17 protein-coding genes are annotated in these 16,406 nt (G+C 65.6%); 8 read left to right on the forward strand and 9 right to left on the reverse strand.

The features are described 5' to 3' along the window. Positions 1-17: 17 nt before the first annotated feature. Positions 18-1,049 carry an LLM class F420-dependent oxidoreductase gene (locus tag QXH22_RS25245; protein WP_306277382.1) on the reverse strand — a complete coding sequence of 344 codons (1,032 nt, stop codon included), beginning with the start codon at positions 1,047-1,049 and terminating at the stop codon, positions 18-20. Positions 1,050-1,119: 70 nt separating this feature from the next. On the opposite strand from QXH22_RS25245, the gene QXH22_RS25250 reads away from it, so the two are divergent. The 5 genes from QXH22_RS25250 to QXH22_RS25270 are packed head-to-tail and all read left to right on the forward strand — an operon-like array spanning position 1,120 to position 5,667. Next, the gene (locus QXH22_RS25250; RefSeq protein ID WP_306247433.1) at positions 1,120-2,118 is read left to right on the forward strand and encodes a Zn-ribbon domain-containing OB-fold protein; all 999 of its coding nucleotides are present in this window, start codon (positions 1,120-1,122) and stop codon (positions 2,116-2,118) included. A 15-nt stretch (positions 2,119-2,133) separates the two neighbouring features. Then, positions 2,134-3,195 carry a thiolase domain-containing protein gene (locus tag QXH22_RS25255; protein WP_306247430.1) on the forward strand — a complete coding sequence of 354 codons (1,062 nt, stop codon included), beginning with the start codon at positions 2,134-2,136 and terminating at the stop codon, positions 3,193-3,195. After that, a complete protein-coding gene (locus QXH22_RS25260; RefSeq protein WP_306277383.1) occupies positions 3,195-4,388 on the forward strand; it encodes a thiolase domain-containing protein in 1,194 nt (397 codons plus the stop codon). Before QXH22_RS25255 ends, QXH22_RS25260 begins: the two co-directional genes overlap by 1 nt. Further along, a complete protein-coding gene (locus QXH22_RS25265; protein WP_306277384.1) occupies positions 4,385-5,266 on the forward strand; it encodes a TIGR03619 family F420-dependent LLM class oxidoreductase in 882 nt (293 codons plus the stop codon). Before QXH22_RS25260 ends, QXH22_RS25265 begins: the two co-directional genes overlap by 4 nt. Then, complete coding sequence (locus tag QXH22_RS25270; protein ID WP_306247424.1) at positions 5,263-5,667, forward strand: nuclear transport factor 2 family protein; 405 nt, start codon at positions 5,263-5,265, stop codon at positions 5,665-5,667. Before QXH22_RS25265 ends, QXH22_RS25270 begins: the two co-directional genes overlap by 4 nt. 104 nt (positions 5,668-5,771) lie before the next feature. Here the strand turns inward: QXH22_RS25270 and QXH22_RS25275 are convergent, their stop codons facing one another. Continuing rightward, entirely contained in the window at positions 5,772-6,305 is a 534-nt protein-coding gene (locus QXH22_RS25275) for a gamma carbonic anhydrase family protein (protein WP_306247422.1), read from the reverse strand. Between the two features lie 123 nt (positions 6,306-6,428). Between QXH22_RS25275 and QXH22_RS25280 the strand changes: the two genes are divergently transcribed. Together QXH22_RS25280 and QXH22_RS25285 are read left to right on the forward strand one after the other, a co-directional pair. Next, positions 6,429-7,628 carry a Rieske 2Fe-2S domain-containing protein gene (locus tag QXH22_RS25280; protein ID WP_306247420.1) on the forward strand — a complete coding sequence of 400 codons (1,200 nt, stop codon included), beginning with the start codon at positions 6,429-6,431 and terminating at the stop codon, positions 7,626-7,628. Positions 7,629-7,633: 5 nt separating this feature from the next. Then, on the forward strand, positions 7,634-8,074 hold the full coding sequence (locus QXH22_RS25285) for a hypothetical protein (protein ID WP_306247418.1): 441 nt from the start codon (positions 7,634-7,636) through the stop codon (positions 8,072-8,074). Between the two features lie 87 nt (positions 8,075-8,161). On the opposite strand, the gene QXH22_RS25290 is transcribed toward QXH22_RS25285, so the two are convergent. From QXH22_RS25290 to QXH22_RS25320, 7 genes are all read right to left on the reverse strand, one after another. Then, the gene (locus tag QXH22_RS25290; RefSeq protein WP_306247416.1) at positions 8,162-9,307 is read right to left on the reverse strand and encodes a sulfotransferase; all 1,146 of its coding nucleotides are present in this window, start codon (positions 9,305-9,307) and stop codon (positions 8,162-8,164) included. After that, a complete protein-coding gene (locus tag QXH22_RS25295) occupies positions 9,307-10,089 on the reverse strand; it encodes an SDR family oxidoreductase (RefSeq protein WP_306247414.1) in 783 nt (260 codons plus the stop codon). Before QXH22_RS25295 ends, QXH22_RS25290 begins: the two co-directional genes overlap by 1 nt. Next, positions 10,086-11,213 carry a hypothetical protein gene (locus QXH22_RS25300; RefSeq protein ID WP_306247411.1) on the reverse strand — a complete coding sequence of 376 codons (1,128 nt, stop codon included), beginning with the start codon at positions 11,211-11,213 and terminating at the stop codon, positions 10,086-10,088. The genes QXH22_RS25295 and QXH22_RS25300 overlap by 4 nt, the downstream gene beginning before the upstream one ends. 91 nt (positions 11,214-11,304) lie before the next feature. Further along, on the reverse strand, positions 11,305-11,607 hold the full coding sequence (locus QXH22_RS25305) for a hypothetical protein (protein ID WP_306277385.1): 303 nt from the start codon (positions 11,605-11,607) through the stop codon (positions 11,305-11,307). Between the two features lie 126 nt (positions 11,608-11,733). Then, complete coding sequence (dmpG, locus tag QXH22_RS25310; RefSeq protein ID WP_306247407.1) at positions 11,734-12,777, reverse strand: 4-hydroxy-2-oxovalerate aldolase; 1,044 nt, start codon at positions 12,775-12,777, stop codon at positions 11,734-11,736. Next, on the reverse strand, positions 12,774-13,688 hold the full coding sequence (locus QXH22_RS25315) for an acetaldehyde dehydrogenase (acetylating) (protein WP_306247405.1): 915 nt from the start codon (positions 13,686-13,688) through the stop codon (positions 12,774-12,776). Before QXH22_RS25315 ends, dmpG begins: the two co-directional genes overlap by 4 nt. Positions 13,689-13,865: 177 nt before the next feature. Continuing rightward, positions 13,866-14,651: a 2-keto-4-pentenoate hydratase gene (locus QXH22_RS25320; protein WP_306247404.1), complete on the reverse strand. Its 786-nt coding sequence runs from the start codon at positions 14,649-14,651 to the stop codon at positions 13,866-13,868. A gap of 72 nt (positions 14,652-14,723) precedes the next feature. Between QXH22_RS25320 and kstD the strand changes: the two genes are divergently transcribed. Then, positions 14,724-16,406, forward strand: coding sequence for a 3-oxosteroid 1-dehydrogenase (kstD, locus tag QXH22_RS25325; protein ID WP_306277386.1), 1,683 nt, complete (start codon positions 14,724-14,726; stop codon positions 16,404-16,406).

Below are 16,406 nucleotides of genomic sequence, written 5' to 3' on the forward strand. Positions count from 1 at the left end.
GGCCGCAAGCACCGGCCTCAGGTCAGCGCGGCGAGGTCGCGCACCTGCTCAACGCTGCGAGCACCGACCACCATCATGGTGACGCCGGATGCCTCCCAGGCCACGATCTGCTTACGCACGTAGTCCAGATCACCGACGATCATGGCGTCGTCGACCAGCTCGTCCGGGATGACCTTCGCCGCCTCATCCTTGCGGCCCGACCGGAACAGCTTGGTGACCTCGTCGACCACCTCGGAATATCCCATCCGGCGGTAGACGTCGGCGTGGAAGTTGGTGTCTTCGGCGCCCATGCCGCCCATGTAGAGCGCCAGGTACGGCTTGACCGCCTCGAACGTCCCGGCACGGTCCTCGGTCACCACCACCTGTGCGGTCGCGCAGACCTCGAAGTCCTCCCGGCTGCGGCGGGCGCCGGGCCGGGCGAATCCCTCGTCCAGCCACTCGTTGTAGGTGTCGGCCATCCGCGGCGAATAGAAGATTGGCAACCAGCCGTCGCAGATCTCGGCGGCCAGCGCGACGTTCTTCGGCCCTTCCGCGCCCAGCATGATCGGGATGTCGGCGCGCAGCGGGTGGGTGATGGGCTTCAGCGGCTTACCCAAACCCGTTGTCCCCTCGCCGGTCAACGGCAACGGGTAGTGCGGCCCATCGCTGGTCACCGGCTTCTCCCGGGCCCACACCTGGCGCACGATGTCGATGTATTCGCGGGTACGCGCCAGCGGCTTGGGGAAGCGTGCCCCGTACCAGCCCTCGACCACCTGCGGGCCGGACACGCCCAGGCCGAGGATGTGCCGGCCGCCCGACAGGTGGTCCAACGTCAACGCCGCCATCGCGCAGGCGGTCGGGGTGCGCGCGGACAGCTGCACCACCGAAGTGCCCAGCCGCACGCGCTGCGTCTCCCGGCCCCACCACGCCAGCGGCGTGTAGGCGTCGGAGCCCCATGCCTCGGCGGTGAACACGGCGTCGAAACCGGCCTCCTCGGCGGCCGCGACGAGCTCCGCGTGGTTCTCCGGCGGCTGAGCGCCCCAATAACCCAGTTGCAATCCGAGCTTCATGCGTCGCCTTCCCAAGGCCTTCCAAAGGGCCTAGTTGAAACCATTCTTAGAACCTGTTCTACTCGAATGCGTGACAGCCAGCTCAAGCGGCCCGGCCCTGATCGATCACCCTGAGCCGCCCCTCTCTGCCCCGTTGACGTTGTCCTTCGACTACACCCGTTCGGTGGGTCCCACGCTGGGCAAGTTTTTCACTGCACTGCGTGAGCGCCGCGTTCTGGGAGTACGCGGTTCCGATGGCCGGGTACATGTGCCGCCGCCGGAATATGACCCGGTTACCTACGAACCGCTGGGCGAAATGGTACCGGTGGAAAGCGTCGGCACCGTCGTTTCCTGGACCTGGCAACCCGCGCCGATCGGCGGTGAACCGCTGGACCGGCCGTTCGCCTGGGCGCTGATCAAGCTCGACGGTGCCGATACTCCGCTGATCCACGCCGTGGATGTCGGAGCCGCCGGTCCTTCGGGCATCAAGACCGGCGACCGGGTGCACGTGCACTGGGCCGACGAGACCGTCGGTGCCATCACCGACATCGCCTACTTCGCACCCGGCGACCAGGCCGAGGACGTGCCGGAACCCCAGGCCGGACTGGACCCGGTCAGCATGATCATCACGCCGGTCTCGCTGACCATCCAGCACACCGCATCCCACGAGGAGAGCGCCTACCTGCGGGCGATAGCCGAAGGAAAGCTGTTGGGCGCCAGGACAGGTGAGGCCGGAAAGGTCTACTTCCCGCCGCACGGCGCCGACCCGGCCACCGGCCTGCCGACCACCGAGTTCGTCGAGCTGCCGGACAAGGGCACGGTGACGACGTTCGCCATCATCAACATCCCCTTCCAGGGCCAACGCATCAAGCCGCCCTACGTCGCGGCCTACGTGTTGCTCGACGGTGCCGATATTCCGTTCCTGCACTTGGTCGCCGACGTGGACGCGCACGAGGTACGCATGGGGATGCGGGTCGAGGCCGTATGGAAACCCCGCGAGGAGTGGGGATTCGGGATCGACAACATCGAATTCTTCCGGCCCACCGGCGAACCGGACGCCGAGTACGACACCTACAAGCACCACCTGTAAAGGGCACAGCTACACATGAGTGATCGCAATGTCGCGGTGGTCGGCTTCGCCCACGCGCCGCATGTTCGCCGTACCGACGGCACCACCAACGGCGTCGAGATGTTGATGCCGTGCTTCGCACAGCTTTACCAGGACCTCGGCATCAACAAGTCCGACATCGGCTTCTGGTGCTCGGGCTCCTCCGATTACCTTGCCGGGCGTGCGTTTTCGTTTATCTCGGCGATCGACTCGATCGGCGCGGTGCCGCCGATCAACGAGTCACACGTCGAAATGGATGCCGCCTGGGCTCTTTTCGAGGCCTACATCAAGATCCTCACCGGCGAGGTCGAAACCGCGCTGGTGTACGGCTTCGGAAAATCCTCGGCGGGCATTCTGCGCCAGGTCCTGACCCGCCAGACCGACCCCTACACCGTTGCGCCGCTGTGGCCCGACTCGGTGTCGATGGCCGGGTTGCAGGCCCGGATCGGGCTGGACTCCGGCAAGTGGACACCCGAGCAGATGGCTCAGGTCGCGCTCGATTCGTTCGCGCAGTCCGAGCGCAACGACTCCGAGAAGCCGGCCAAGAGCATCGACGAACTGCTGGCCCGCCCGTTCTTCAACGACCCGTTGCGCCGCCACGACATCGCTCCGATCACCGACGGCGCCGCCGCGATCGTGCTGGCCGCCGATGACAGAGCCCGGGAACTGCGCGAAAACCCGGCCTGGATCACGGGAATCGAGCACCTTATCGAGACGCCGGTGCTGGGTGCGCGCGACCTCACCACCTCGCCGTCCACCGCGGCGTCGGCAAAGGCCGCCACCAACGGCGACACCGCCATCGACGTCGCCGAGATACACGCGCCGTTCACCCACCAGCACTTGATCCTGGCTGAGGCGATCGGGTTGACCGACAAGACGAAGGTCAATCCGTCCGGCGGTGCGCTCGCGGCCAACCCGATGTTCGTCGCCGGACTGGAGCGTATCGGCCTGGCGGCACAACACATCTGGAACGGATCGGCACAGCGGGTGCTCGCGCACGCCACCAGCGGGCCTGCGCTGCAACAGAATCTGGTCGCGGTCATGGAAGGACAGAACTGATGGCCGGCGCAGGAGCGCACCTCGCCGCGGTACTCGGTACCGGGCAGACCAAGCATGTGGCGAAGCGCAAAGACGTGTCGATGAACGGCATGGTTCGCGAGGCCATCGACCGGGCGCTGGAAGATTCGGGCTGCACCTTCGACGACATCGACGCCGTCGTCGTCGGCAAGGCACCCGACTTCTTCGAGGGCGTCATGATGCCCGAGTTGTTCATGGCCGACGCAGTCGGCGCGACGGGCAAGCCACTCATCCGGGTGCACACCGCGGGTTCAGTGGGTGGCTCCACCGGCGTGGTGGCGGCCAGTCTGGTCCAGTCCGGCAAGTACCGGCGGGTGCTGGCGATGGCCTGGGAGAAGCAGTCGGAATCCAATGCCATGTGGGCACTTTCGATCCCGATTCCGTTCATCAAGCCCGTGGGTGCGGGCGCCGGTGGGTATTTCGCCCCGCACGTCCGGTCCTACATCCGCCGGTCGGGCGCGCCGCTCAACATCGGTGCCATGGTCGCGGTCAAGGACCGGCTCAACGGGGTGCGCAACCCGCTGGCCCACCTGCACCAGCCCGACATCACCGTGGAGAAGGTGATGGAGTCCCCGATGCTGTGGGACCCGATCCGGTACGACGAGACGTGCCCGTCCTCGGACGGTGCCGCCGCCGTCGTCATCGGTGACGAGGAAACGGCCGATGCCAAGGTGGCTGAGGGCCGTCCCGTCGCGTGGATCCACGCCACCGCGTTGCGCACCGAGCCGCTGCAGTTCTCCGGCCGTGACCAGGTCAGCCCGCAGGCCAGCCGTGACGCGGCCGCCGCGCTGTGGAAGGCCGCCGGCATCACCAGCCCGATCGACGAGATCGACGCCGCGGAGATCTACGTGCCGTTCTCCTGGTTCGAGCCGATGTGGTTGGAGAGCCTCGGTTTTGCCCCCGAGGGCGAGGGCTGGAAACTCACCGAGGCGGGCGAGACCGCTATCGGCGGACGAATCCCGGTCAATCCGTCCGGCGGCGTGCTGTCCTCCAACCCGATCGGCGCCTCCGGCCTGATCCGCTTCGCCGAGGCTGCCATTCAGGTTATGGGCAAGGGCGGTGACCATCAGGTGCCCAATGCCCGTAAGGCGTTGGGCCACGCCTATGGCGGCGGTTCGCAGTATTACTCCATGTGGGTAGTCGGCAGCGACAAACCGGAGGAAGCTTCGATATGAAGTACACGCTCAGTATCGCGTTCAGCCCGATCGAGCAGATGACCGAGCTTGCCAAGACGGCAGAGGAAGTCGGGTTCGACTCCATCGCGTTACCGGATTCGATCTTCTACTTCGAGCAGCAGTCCGTCGACTATCCCTACACCGCCGACGGCAAGCGGATGTTCGACGAGAACGCCCCCTGGGTCGATCCGCTGATCTTGGCGGGCACGATGGGCGCGGTTACCTCGAAGCTGCGGTTCTACACCAACGTGATGAAGCTGGGTTCACGCAACCCGCTACTGCTGGCCCGTCAGGTCGGCTCGGTGGCCAACCTGACCAACAACCGCTTCGGCTTCGGCGTGGGAATCGGCTGGGCACCAGAGGAATTCGAGTGGTGCGGGGTGCCGTATGCGCGTCGCGGCAAACGCGTCGACGAGATGATCGAAGTGATCAAGCTGGTACTGGCCGGCGGGATGGTCGAATTCCACGGCGAGTTCTACGATTTCGACCGCCTGCAGATGAGTCCCGCGCCCAGCGAGCCGGTGCCGTTCTATGTCGGCGGCCACACCGACGTCGCCCTCAAGCGCGCCGCCCGGGTCAGCGACGGGTGGACCAGCGCGATGATGACGCACGCCGAACTGGACGAGACCATCAAGAAGCTCAAGGCACTGCTCGCCGAAAACGGCCGCGCGGACGATCCTTTCGAGTACCAGGCCGTCTGTATGGACAAGTTCGGCGTGGACGGCCATCGGGAGCTGGCCGAGATCGGGGTGACCGACTACATCACCATTCCGTGGGTGTTCGACGGCCTGGCCTTCGATGCGCCGCTGGACAAGAAGCAGGACTCGATGAAGCGGTTCGCCGACACCTACATTCATTCCGGCTGGCAGGACAAGTGACCAATCCGGCGCACGAGGCGGGCCGGCGATCCCGCGAGGCGGTCGCCGCTCGCGACAAAGACGCCTGGCTGGCCGTCTTCGCCGATGACGCCATTGTCGAAGACCCCATCGGCCCATCGGCTTTCGACCCGGAAGGCAAGGGCCACCGCGGCCTTGAGGCGATATCCGCGTTCTGGGACAAGGCAATCGCGCCCACCACGAAGATCGAGTTCTTCTTCCGCGACACCTACCAGTGCGGCAACGAGGAAGCCAACGTCGGGCACATTCTGATCACCACGGGCGACTACCAGACCACGGCCGAAGGCGTTTTCACGTACAAGGCCAACGACGAAGGGCAGATGGTGGCGCTGCGCGCGTACTGGGAAATGGACCGGGCCGCCGCCGCCACCCGCCGAGTGTGAAGCCAGTCTCCCCCCGCCGAGTGTGAAACTGGCCGCACATTCGGCCACGAGCGTGCAGCTGGCCGCACATTCGGCCAGGGCTAGGCCGGCTCATTCGGCCAAAGCTAGGCCGGCTCGATCGGCTCCACCCCGGCGATATGCCGCTGCGCCAGGTCCCGATAAGCCTGCGGGTTGACGTTGACCCACATCTCGGCGCCGGTGCCCTCGATCGGCCCCTTCACTTTCGCGGGCGCGCCGGTCACCAGCATGCCGGGCGGAATCTGGGTTCCACCCACCACCACAGCACCGGCCGCCACCATGCAGCGCGCGCCGATCACCGCGCCGTCGAGCACCGTCGCATGGTTCGCGATCAACGCCTCGGAGCCGATGTGCGCGCCGTGGATCACGCACAGATGCGCCACGGTGGCCCCGGGACCGACGTCGACGGGGATGCCCGGCGGTGCGTGCAGAACCGACCCGTCCTGCACGTTCGCGCCCTCACGGATCACTACGGGCGCGTAGTCGCCGCGCAGCACGGCGTTGTACCAGACGGACGCCCCCGCCTCGACGGTGACGTCACCGATCAGGGTCGCGGTCGGCGCCACGAACGCGGTGGGATCGACCTTCGGCGAGCGGCCTTCGAAAGAGAACAGCGGCATCAATTACATATACCGCAATGCGCATACGCCCCCAGCAAACTCAGCCAGACTCGCCGTCGTTGCGCTTCCCCGCCCCAAAACTGTAACGTGTTCTAGTTAGTACCCGTGATCTGGAGGTGACAGGTGAGTACCGACACAAGTGGAGTCGGTGTCCGGGAGATCGATGCCGGCGCGTTGCCGACCAGATATGCCCGAGGATGGCACTGCCTGGGCGTGGCCGAAGACTTCCGTGACGGCAAGCCGCACTCGGTTCAGGCGTTCGGCACCAAGTTGGTCGTCTTCGCCGACTCCACGGGCGACATCAAGATCCTGGACGGCTACTGCCGGCACATGGGCGGCGACCTGTCCGAAGGCACCATCAAGGGCGACGAGGTCGCCTGCCCCTTCCACGACTGGCGGTGGGGCGGCGACGGCCGCTGCAAGCTGGTGCCCTACGCCAAGCGCACCCCCAAGACGGCGCGCACCCGGGCGTGGACGACGGACGTTCGCGGCGGCCTGTTGTTCGTCTGGCACGACCACGAGGGCAATCCGCCGGACCCTGCGGTCCGGATCCCCGAGATTCCGGAAGCCCACAGCGACGACTGGACCAATTGGCGCTGGAACCGGATCCTCATTGAGGGATCCAACTGCCGGGACATCATCGACAACGTCACCGACATGGCGCACTTCTTCTACATCCACTTCGGCCTGCCGACGTACTTCAAGAACGTCTTCGAGGGCCACATCGCGTCGCAGTACCTGCACAACGTGGGACGCCCCGACGTCAACGATCTCGGCACCTCGTACGGCGAGGCGGAATTGGACTCGGAGGCCTCCTATTTCGGCCCGTCCTTCATGATCAACTGGCTGCACAACAGCTACAGCGGCTTTAAGTCCGAGTCGATCCTGATCAACTGCCACTACCCGGTGACTCAGGACTCCTTCGTCCTGCAGTGGGGCGTCATCGTCGAAAAGCCCAAGGGCATGGACGAAAAGATGAGCGACAAACTGTCCCGAGTCTTCACCGAGGGTGTGAGCAAGGGCTTCCTGCAGGACGTCGAGATCTGGAAGCACAAGACCCGCATCGACAATCCGCTGCTGGTCGAAGAGGACGGCGCCGTCTACCAGATGCGTCGCTGGTATCAGCAGTTCTACGTCGACGTCGCCGACGTCACCCCGGAGATGGTGGAGCGCTTCGAGATGGAGGTCGACACCGCCCGGGCCAACGAGTTCTGGAACGCGGAAGTCGCCGAGAACCTGAAAGCCAAAGAGGCCGAAGCGGTTTCCGACGAAGCGGTTTCCGACGAAGCGGTTGCCGACGAAGTGCCGGCCGAACAGCACTGACCGAAATGTCCGACGACCAGCCGGCGGTTCCCGACGTCGATAGGCTCGCCCGGTCGATGTTGATGCTGCACGGTGATCACCATGATCACGACGAGCCGCACGGCTCCAACGGAGGGTCCGGTTCGTGGTCGAAGTCACGGGATTTCGCCGACGATCCGCAGCGGGCCGCTGCGGTGGCCGAGGCCAGCCGCGCGGACCGGGAGCGCTATCTCACTGGCGGGCTACGCCCGGTGGACTGCCGCTTCTGTCACGTCACCGTATCGGTGCGCTGGTTGGGTCCGGGTCACACTGCGGTGCAATGGAATACCGAGGCGTCGCAGCGGTGTGCGCACTTCGCCGAGGTGCGGGCCTGTGGTGGGAACACTGCACGCACCCGTTCCTGCCCCCGGCTCTCCGACAGCATCGAACATGCGGTGGCCGAAGGGATCCTGGAGGCTGCGGAGTAGTTGTCGCTACGGGGCCGGGCAACGACACTGGCCAACAGCCGAAGTCGAGTGCCGCGCTGCCCGAGTAGCAGCGACAGGCAGCGCCGATCACAGCCCGGCGAACCGCTCCTTGACTTGCTCGGCGGTCAGCCCATAATCGGCCAGCGAGTACTTGTGCTTGGGCGCACGCGCACCGGTCTGACTCTCGGCGTGACTGTCCTCCATCGCCTTTCGCGCCTCGTCGGTCAGTGTCAGACCGAAATGGCGGTATACCGAGGCGACCGTGCCCAACGGGTCGGCGATCAGATCACGGTAGTCCACATCGCAGAACTGAGCCGGATTGTGCGACGCGCGAACGGTATTGAAGCGCTCCAGCCCCCGCGACCAGGTTTCCATCGAGTCGGCGCCGATCTGGGCGCCGGTGAACGACGTCGACCAGCCTTCAACGGTGTGCTGCGCCAACGAGCACATTGACGCCATGATCGTCTCCACCGGCCGGTGGGTCTGGATCACCAAAGCGTCAGGATAGGTCGCCATCAACGCGTCCAGCGCGAACAGATGGCTGGGATTCTTGAGCACCCAACGCTTGTCGGCGTCATTCATTCCGATGAGCTGGAGATTGCGGCGGTGCCGTTGGTAGGACGGGGTCCAGTCCTGTTGCGCAAGCCACTGTGCGTAGCTCGGTACGTGGGCCAACGTCTCGTAGGACACCGAATGCAGCGACTGGCGCAGCAGCTGCCAGCATTCCTCCAGCTCGTAGGCAGCCATGAAGTGCAGCCCGGTGTACTCCGGGTTCTCCTGGTGGTGTTTGTTGAACTGCTCATTCAGCTGGCTGTACCAGGGGTTCGAGTCCCAGGTGTCCCGGGGCGGGCGGGGCTGCGGGAACTCGGCCAGCCACAGATGCAGTCCTTGGTGCGCCGGATCGGCGCCCAGCAGCCGGTGCAGCACCGTCGTGCCGGTGCGCGGCAGTCCCGTCACGAAAATCGGCTGCTTGATGGCCACGTCCGCATAGGCCGGGTACTGCTTCCATGCCGACTCCGACAGCAGCCGGGCCACCAGCGCGGCGCGCAGGAATACCCGATTCATCTTGCTGCCCAACGCCGTCAGGCCCGCTTCGCGCTTGTAGGCGTCCAGCAGCACGCTCAGCGCTTCGCGGTAGTTGTCGTCGTCAGTGCCGAAGTCGTCCAGACCGGTCATTTTGGTCGCCGACGCGTGCAGGTCGTCGACGGTTCCGACGTCAGTTCGCTCGGCCATTAGTTGTGGTACTCCCCGCAATTGACGTCCAGCGTCTGTCCGGTGATGCCGCTGGACAGGTCGCTGGCCATGAACAGAATCGCCGAGGCCACCTCGTCCTCGGTGGGTAGCCGCTTCAGATCCGAGTTCGCAGCGGTGGCCTGGTAGATCTGCTCGGCGGTGGTGCCGTACTTACCGGCCTGGTGGTTGAAGTAACCCTGCAGCGTGTCGCCCCAGATATAGCCCGGTGCCACGGAATTGACGCGAATACCTTGCTCGCCGAGTTCGGTCGCCAGCGACTGCGACATCGACAGCAGTGCCGACTTGGCCATCTTGTAGGCCCCGTACTTGGCCTGGGAGTGCCGGATCACCATTGAGTTGACGTTGACGACGGAACCATTCGACGCGGCCAGCGCGGGCGTGAATCCCTGGATGAGCCGCAAGGCCCCCAGCGCACTGAGCTCGATGGCGTCGCGGATGTGCTGAAATGTCGTGCCCGCCAACGGCTTCATCGACGGCACCCGGAACGCATTGTTGACCAGCACGTCGACCTTGCCGTACGCCTGCAGGGACGCCTCCACCAGGTTGCTCACCTGGGCGTCGTCGGTGATGTCGGTGGGCACCGCGACCGCCTTGCGACCCAGATCGACGACCTGCTTGGCGACGTCGTCCAACCGGTCCGCGCTGCGCGCTGCCAGCACCAGGTCGGCCCCTTCGAGGGCACATCGGCGCGCCAGCGTCGTGCCCAGGCCCGGGCCGACGCCACTGATCACTACCACCTTGCCGTCGAGCATGTCGGTCATCCCAGCATCCTTGCCGCAATCTGCAACTGGCGCAGCGCGATCCGCGTCCGCCAGTCGTCCTCGGAAATCTTGTTGTGCTCGAAATAAGGCAGCGAAGCCGGCACCGCGTCGACGTCGACCAGCTCGACGGTCGGGCCGTCGGCCTCAGTCAGCTCCCGGGACACCCGCTGCCACCGGAACTGCAGGAACCCGCGCCGATGGCCCAGCGTCTCAACCCAATTGGTCACTCCGGGATTCTGTTCGCTGACGACGATGCGGACCTTGCCGTCCGGATCAGCCTGCGCCTGAGTGTTGTTCAGCGAAGTCTGGTGGTTGATGTAGTCCAGCGAGATGTACCACATGCTGCCCAGCTGGAAGCCCAGATACGGGGCGTCACTCACAGGCACCGTGATCACCAGCGCTTGTTCCGGTTGCAGGTCGAAGTGGCCAACCGACGAGTACTGGGTCGCCAGACCGCCGGGAGTCAGTCGCGGCGGCACCATGGTGTTGACCGGGATCTTGAGGTAGAACCACTGCGGAAACTGCAGCCACGTCTTGACCCGGTTGACCAGCTGTTTACCCGCTGTGGCATAACGCTTTTCGATCAGCTCGCGGGTCAGCGGCGGTGGCGCGGTGCCCGCGGTGTCCACCCGTTCGATGGTCAGCGTGCCCCGGGTGGCCGACCAGTCACCGTAGACCTCGCGCATCACGAGTTGTCCCGGACTGGTCGGCCGCAACCGCCACTCGAAGGTGCCGTCGGCAGCGATGTCGAGTTCGCGGTCGTCGAACGCGGCCTGGCTGGCGGGCACGTTGTCGTCGGTGTATTCACCACCTAGCAACTGAAAGCTCAGGTCGGTGGTGGTACCGCGCACCCCACGCACCACGTAGTCGTGGTCAGCGTGGACGCGGGTGCCGAAGTAGAGGGTGTCCGGATTGTCCAAGCCCATCTTGGTGAACGGGCCGGTTCCGGACTGCAGGAAGGGATGGTCGCGTTCGTAGTCGAAGGCCAGATGCATGCAGCCGGTCACACAGCCGGCCAGATACTGCAGTCCTTCGAGGAGGTCGGCTTCGGTCTCGATGTGCGGGGCGGCAGCCACAAGCTTCTCGGCTTCCGCGATCGCTTCGGTGAGCGCGTCAGAAAACACGTAACTGACGCTAGAACGTGTTCCTATTTTGAGTCAACCGCGAACATTTGCGCGTGTCGCGCATAACGCTCACCGACGAAGCCCGATCACCTCAGGACGTGCACTCGTTGGCCAGCGTGATCAGCGCCTGACGTACGTCCGGGTGCCGATTGAGGTAGTCGACCAGATTGGTGCCCGACCCCGACGCCTGCGAACGCGCGGTGATCTCCGCCTTCACGTCGGGGTGCTTGTTCAGGTAGCCCTGTACCTGTTCGGACGCCGTCTGGCCGAAGGTGGTGTTGCACTGCTGGCCAGGGTCGGCGGCGGCCACAGGCATCACGATCAGCGCGGCACCGGCGGCACCCAGCAGTCCGCCAGCCAGCATCCTGGAAATCCTCGAAGGCAGGGTCAACATCGGAATGCTCCTTCACGCGGCGCGGGTTCTGCAGTCGAGGGTACTCGCGCGCAGGTGACAAAAACCGCGGCAAAAATGCACCACGGCCACGTTGAGCGGCCGCTGCTGACGCTCCAACCAGGCGCTTTAGGCGTTCGCCTCCTGCTCGCGCTTGATCTCCAGCGCGATGTCGATCAGCTGGTCCTCCTGGCCGCCGATCAGCTTGCGCTGACCCGCCCGGTGCAACAACTCATGTGCCGGGACGCCGTAGCGCTCGCCCTGACGCACGGCGTGCTTGAGGAACGACGAGTACACCCCGGAGTAGCCCATGATCAGCGCGTTGCGGTCCAACAGGCATTCGGCCGGCATGGCCGGGCGCACCACGTCCTCGGCGGCGTCGGCAATGTCGAAGAAGTCGATTCCGGTCTTGACGCCGATCTTGTCGAACACCCCGATCAGCGCCTCTACCGGCGCGTTGCCCGCACCGGCACCGAACCGGCGCACGCTGCCGTCGATCTGCTTGGCGCCGGCGCGCACCGCCTCGACCGAGTTGGCCACCCCGAGTCCGAGGTTCTCATGTCCGTGGAAGCCCACCTGCGCGTCCTCGCCGAGTTCGGCGACCAGCGCCGACACCCGGTCGGCCACACCGTCGAGCACCAGGGCCCCGGCCGAGTCGACGACGTAGACGCATTGGCAGCCGGCGTCGGCCATGATGCGGGCCTGTGCGGCCAACTTCTCCGGCGGGATGGTGTGCGCCATCATCAGGAACCCGACGGTTTCCAGCCCGAGTTCGCGGGCCAGCCCGAAGTGCTGGATGGAGACGTCGGCCTCGGTGCAGTGGGTGGCGATGCGGCAGATCGAACCACCGTTGTCCTGCGCCTCTTTGATGTCTTCTTTGGTGCCGACACCGGGCAACATCAGGAAGGCGATCTTGGCTTCCTGGGCGGTCTCGGCGGCGAGCTTGATCAGTTCCTGCTCGGGGGTCTTGGAGAAGCCGTAGTTGAACGACGAGCCCCCGAGGCCGTCGCCGTGCGTCACCTCAATTACCGGCACCCCGGCGGCGTCGAGCGCCGTCACGATGGAGCGCACTTCGTCCTTGGTGAACTGGTGCCGCTTGTGGTGCGACCCATCGCGCAGCGAGGTGTCGGTGATCCGGACGTCCCATGCGCCCTCGAAAATGTGGCCGCTCATCGTGCGCCTCCCGTCACAGCCAGCGTCTCTTTGGCGATCTCCTCGCCGACCTTGGTCGCGGCCGCGGTCATGATGTCCAGGTTGCCGGCATACGGCGGCAGGTAGTCGCCGGCGCCCTCGACCTCCACGAACGTGGTCACCACGTGGTTGCCGCCGTTGACCACCGACGGTTCGTCGAATTGCGGCTCATTGAGCAACCGGTATCCCGGCACATAGGTCTGCACCTCGGCCACCACGTCGTGAATGGACTTCGCGATCGCGTCGCGGTCGGCGTCCTCGGGAATCGCGCAGAAGATGGTGTCGCGCATGATCATCGGCGGGTCGGCCGGGTTGAGGATGATGATCGCCTTGCCGCGGGCCGCACCACCAATGGTCTGGACGCCGCGCGAGGTCGTCTTGGTGAACTCGTCGATGTTGGCCCGGGTGCCCGGCCCCGCGGACACCGACGCCACCGACGCCACGATCTCGGCGTAGGGCACATCCACGACTCGGGACACGGCATAGACGATCGGAATGGTCGCCTGCCCGCCGCAGGTGATCATGTTGACGTTCGGGGCGTCCAAGTGTGCGCGCAGGTTCGCCGGCGGAATCACCGCCGGACCGACCGCGGCCGGGGTCAGGTCGATGGCCCGGATGCCGGCCGCCTCATACTTGGGCGCCGCCGCCTTGTGCACGTAGGCGCTGGTCGCCTCGAACACCAAATCGGGCTTCTCGTCCTGTTCCAGCAGCCAGTCCGCCCCCTTGTGGCTGGTCTCCAGCCCCAGCTTGCGGGCCCGTGCCAAGCCTTCGCTCTCGGGGTCGATACCCACCATCCAGCGGGGCTCCAGCCAGTCGGATCGCAGCAGCTTGTACAGCAGATCGGTGCTGATGTTGCCCGATCCGACAATGGCCACACTCGCCTTAGCCGGCATATTGCTCCTAACCCCATGGTCGCGACCCGCTTCACCCGGCAACGCCGCGCTCGCGATCGCTCCTATTCTGTTTGGTCGCGACCCGCTTCGCCCGGCTACGCCGCGCTCGCGATCGCTCCTATTCTGTTTGGTCGCGACCCGCTTCACCCGGCTACGCCGCGCTCGCGATCGCTCCTCCTATTCGAAGGAAAGCCGAACGGTACCGAGGCCCGCGAAGTCCGCGACGAACTCGTCGCCGGCCCGCGCGTCGACGGCAAAGGTGCACGATCCAGGTAGAACGATGTCACCTTTCTTCAGCCGCACACCAAAACTTTCCACCTTGCGGGACAGCCAGGCAACGGCGGTGACCGGGTTGCCCAGCACCGCGTCGCTGCGGCCCTCGGCAATCAGCTCCCCGTTGCGGGTCAACTTCGCGTCGATCGCCTTCACGTCGACGTCGCCCGGCGATACCCGGGCCTGTCCCAACACGAAGCCCGCCGAGGAGGCGTTGTCGGCGATGGTGTCGCAGATCTTGATCTGCCAGTCCTTGATCCGGGTGTCGATGAGCTCGATCGACGGCACCAGCGCCTCGGTGGCGGCCAACACGTCCTCTTCGGTGCACTCCGCACCAGGCAGGTCACCCGACAGGATGAAGCCCACCTCGACCTCCACCCGCGGCAGCAGATACCGGGACGTAGGCACCGGGACATCCTCGAACACCTGCATGTCATCCAGCAGATGGCCGTAGTCGGGCTCGTTGACGCCCATCATCTGTTGCATCACCGGCGACGACAGACCCACCTTGTGCCCCACCACCCGGGCACCGTCGGCGATCCGCCGGCGGATGTTGAGCAACTGAATCTCGTAGGCGTCGATGACGTCGATGTCGGGGTACGCGGGCGAAATCGGGGCGATTCCCTCGCGGGTCCGTTCGGCCTGGGCCAAGTCGGCAGCTAGCGCTTCCCGGGTCGCATCAGTGAGCATTTACCGAAGTTCCTTCGTCCGCTTGACCGGGCCAGTAGCGCCCAGCCCGGGCAATTCTATAACGTGTTCTACATGACAGCACAGGAGTACGACGTCGTCGTGGTGGGTAGCGGCGGCGCCGGTATGGTGGCTGCCCTCACCGCCGCGCACCGCGGCCTCTCGACAGTAGTCATCGAGAAGGCGCCGCACTATGGCGGCTCGACCGCCCGCTCGGGCGGCGGCGTGTGGATCCCGAACAACGAGGTTCTGCGGCGCGACAAGGTGAAGGACACCACCGAGGCCGCCCGCACCTATCTGCACGGCATCGTCGGCGACGTCGTGGAGCCCGAACGCATCGACACCTACCTCGAGCGCGGGCCCGAGATGCTCTCCTTCGTGCTCAAGCACACGCCGCTGAAGATGTGCTGGGTGCCGCGCTATTCCGACTACTACCCGGAGGCGCCGGGCGGACGGGCCGACGGCCGGTCCATCGAGCCCAAGCCGTTCAACGCGCGCAAGCTGGGTCCCGACGAGGCCGGTCTCGAACCCGCCTACGGCAAGGTCCCGCTCAATGTGGTTGTCATGCAACAGGACTACGTGCGACTCAACATGCTCAAGCGGCACCCGCGCGGCGTGCTGCGCAGCTTGAAGATCGGCGGACGCACGATGTGGGCCAAGGCAACCGGCAAGAATCTGGTCGGCATGGGCCGGGCGTTGATCGCGCCGCTGCGAATCGGGTTGCAGCGGGCCGGAGTTCCGGTCGTGCTCAACACCGCGCTCACCGACCTCTACGTCGAGAACGGCGTGGTACGGGGCGTCTACGTGCGTGACGCGGGAGCTCCGGAGTCTGCGGAGCCACGGTTGATCCGGGCCCGGCGCGGCGTCATCCTGGCCTCGGGCGGTTTCGAGCACAACGAGCAGATGCGGGTGAAGTACCAGCGTGCCCCGATCACCACCGAGTGGACGGTGGGCGCCAAAGCCAACACCGGCGACGGCATCGTTGCAGGCGAAAAACTGGGTGCTGCATTGGATTTGATGGAAGACGCCTGGTGGGGGCCGACGGTGCCGCTGGTGGACGCCCCGTGGTTCGCGCTGTCGGAGCGTAATTCGCCTGGTTCGATCATCGTCAATATGTCCGGCAAGCGGTTCATGAACGAATCGATGCCCTACGTCGAGGCATGCCATCACATGTACGGCGGCCAGTACGGCCAGGGCCCGGGGCCCGGCGAGAACATTCCTGCCTGGCTGGTGTTCGACCAGCAGTACCGGGACCGCTACATCTTTGCCGGATTGCAGCCCGGACAACGGATTCCGCGTAAGTGGATGGAGTCCGGCGTGATTATTCAGGCCGAAACGCTGGAAGAGCTGGCCGGTAAAGCCGGGCTACCGGTCGACGAACTCAGCAAGACCGTGGCGCGTTTCAACGGATTCGCGCGCTCCGGCGTCGACGAGGACTTCCATCGCGGGGAAAGCGCCTACGACAAGTACTACGGCGACCCGACCAACAAGCCGAATCCGAACCTCGGCGAGATCACCCACGCGCCCTACTACGCCGCCAAGATGGTGCCGGGCGACCTGGGCACCAAGGGCGGCATCCGCACCGATGTCCACGGACGCGCCCTGCGCGACGACGGCAGCATCATCGAAGGGCTTTACGCCGCAGGCAATGTCAGCGCTCCGGTAATGGGACACACCTACCCCGGCCCCGGCGGGACCATCGGGCCGGCCATGACGTTCGGATACCTGGCGGCACTACACATCGCAGGAGAGCGCTGA

Source organism: Mycobacterium sp. TY814, assembly GCF_030755175.1.
In the GTDB taxonomy this organism is placed as follows: Bacteria; Actinomycetota; Actinomycetes; order Mycobacteriales; family Mycobacteriaceae; genus Mycobacterium.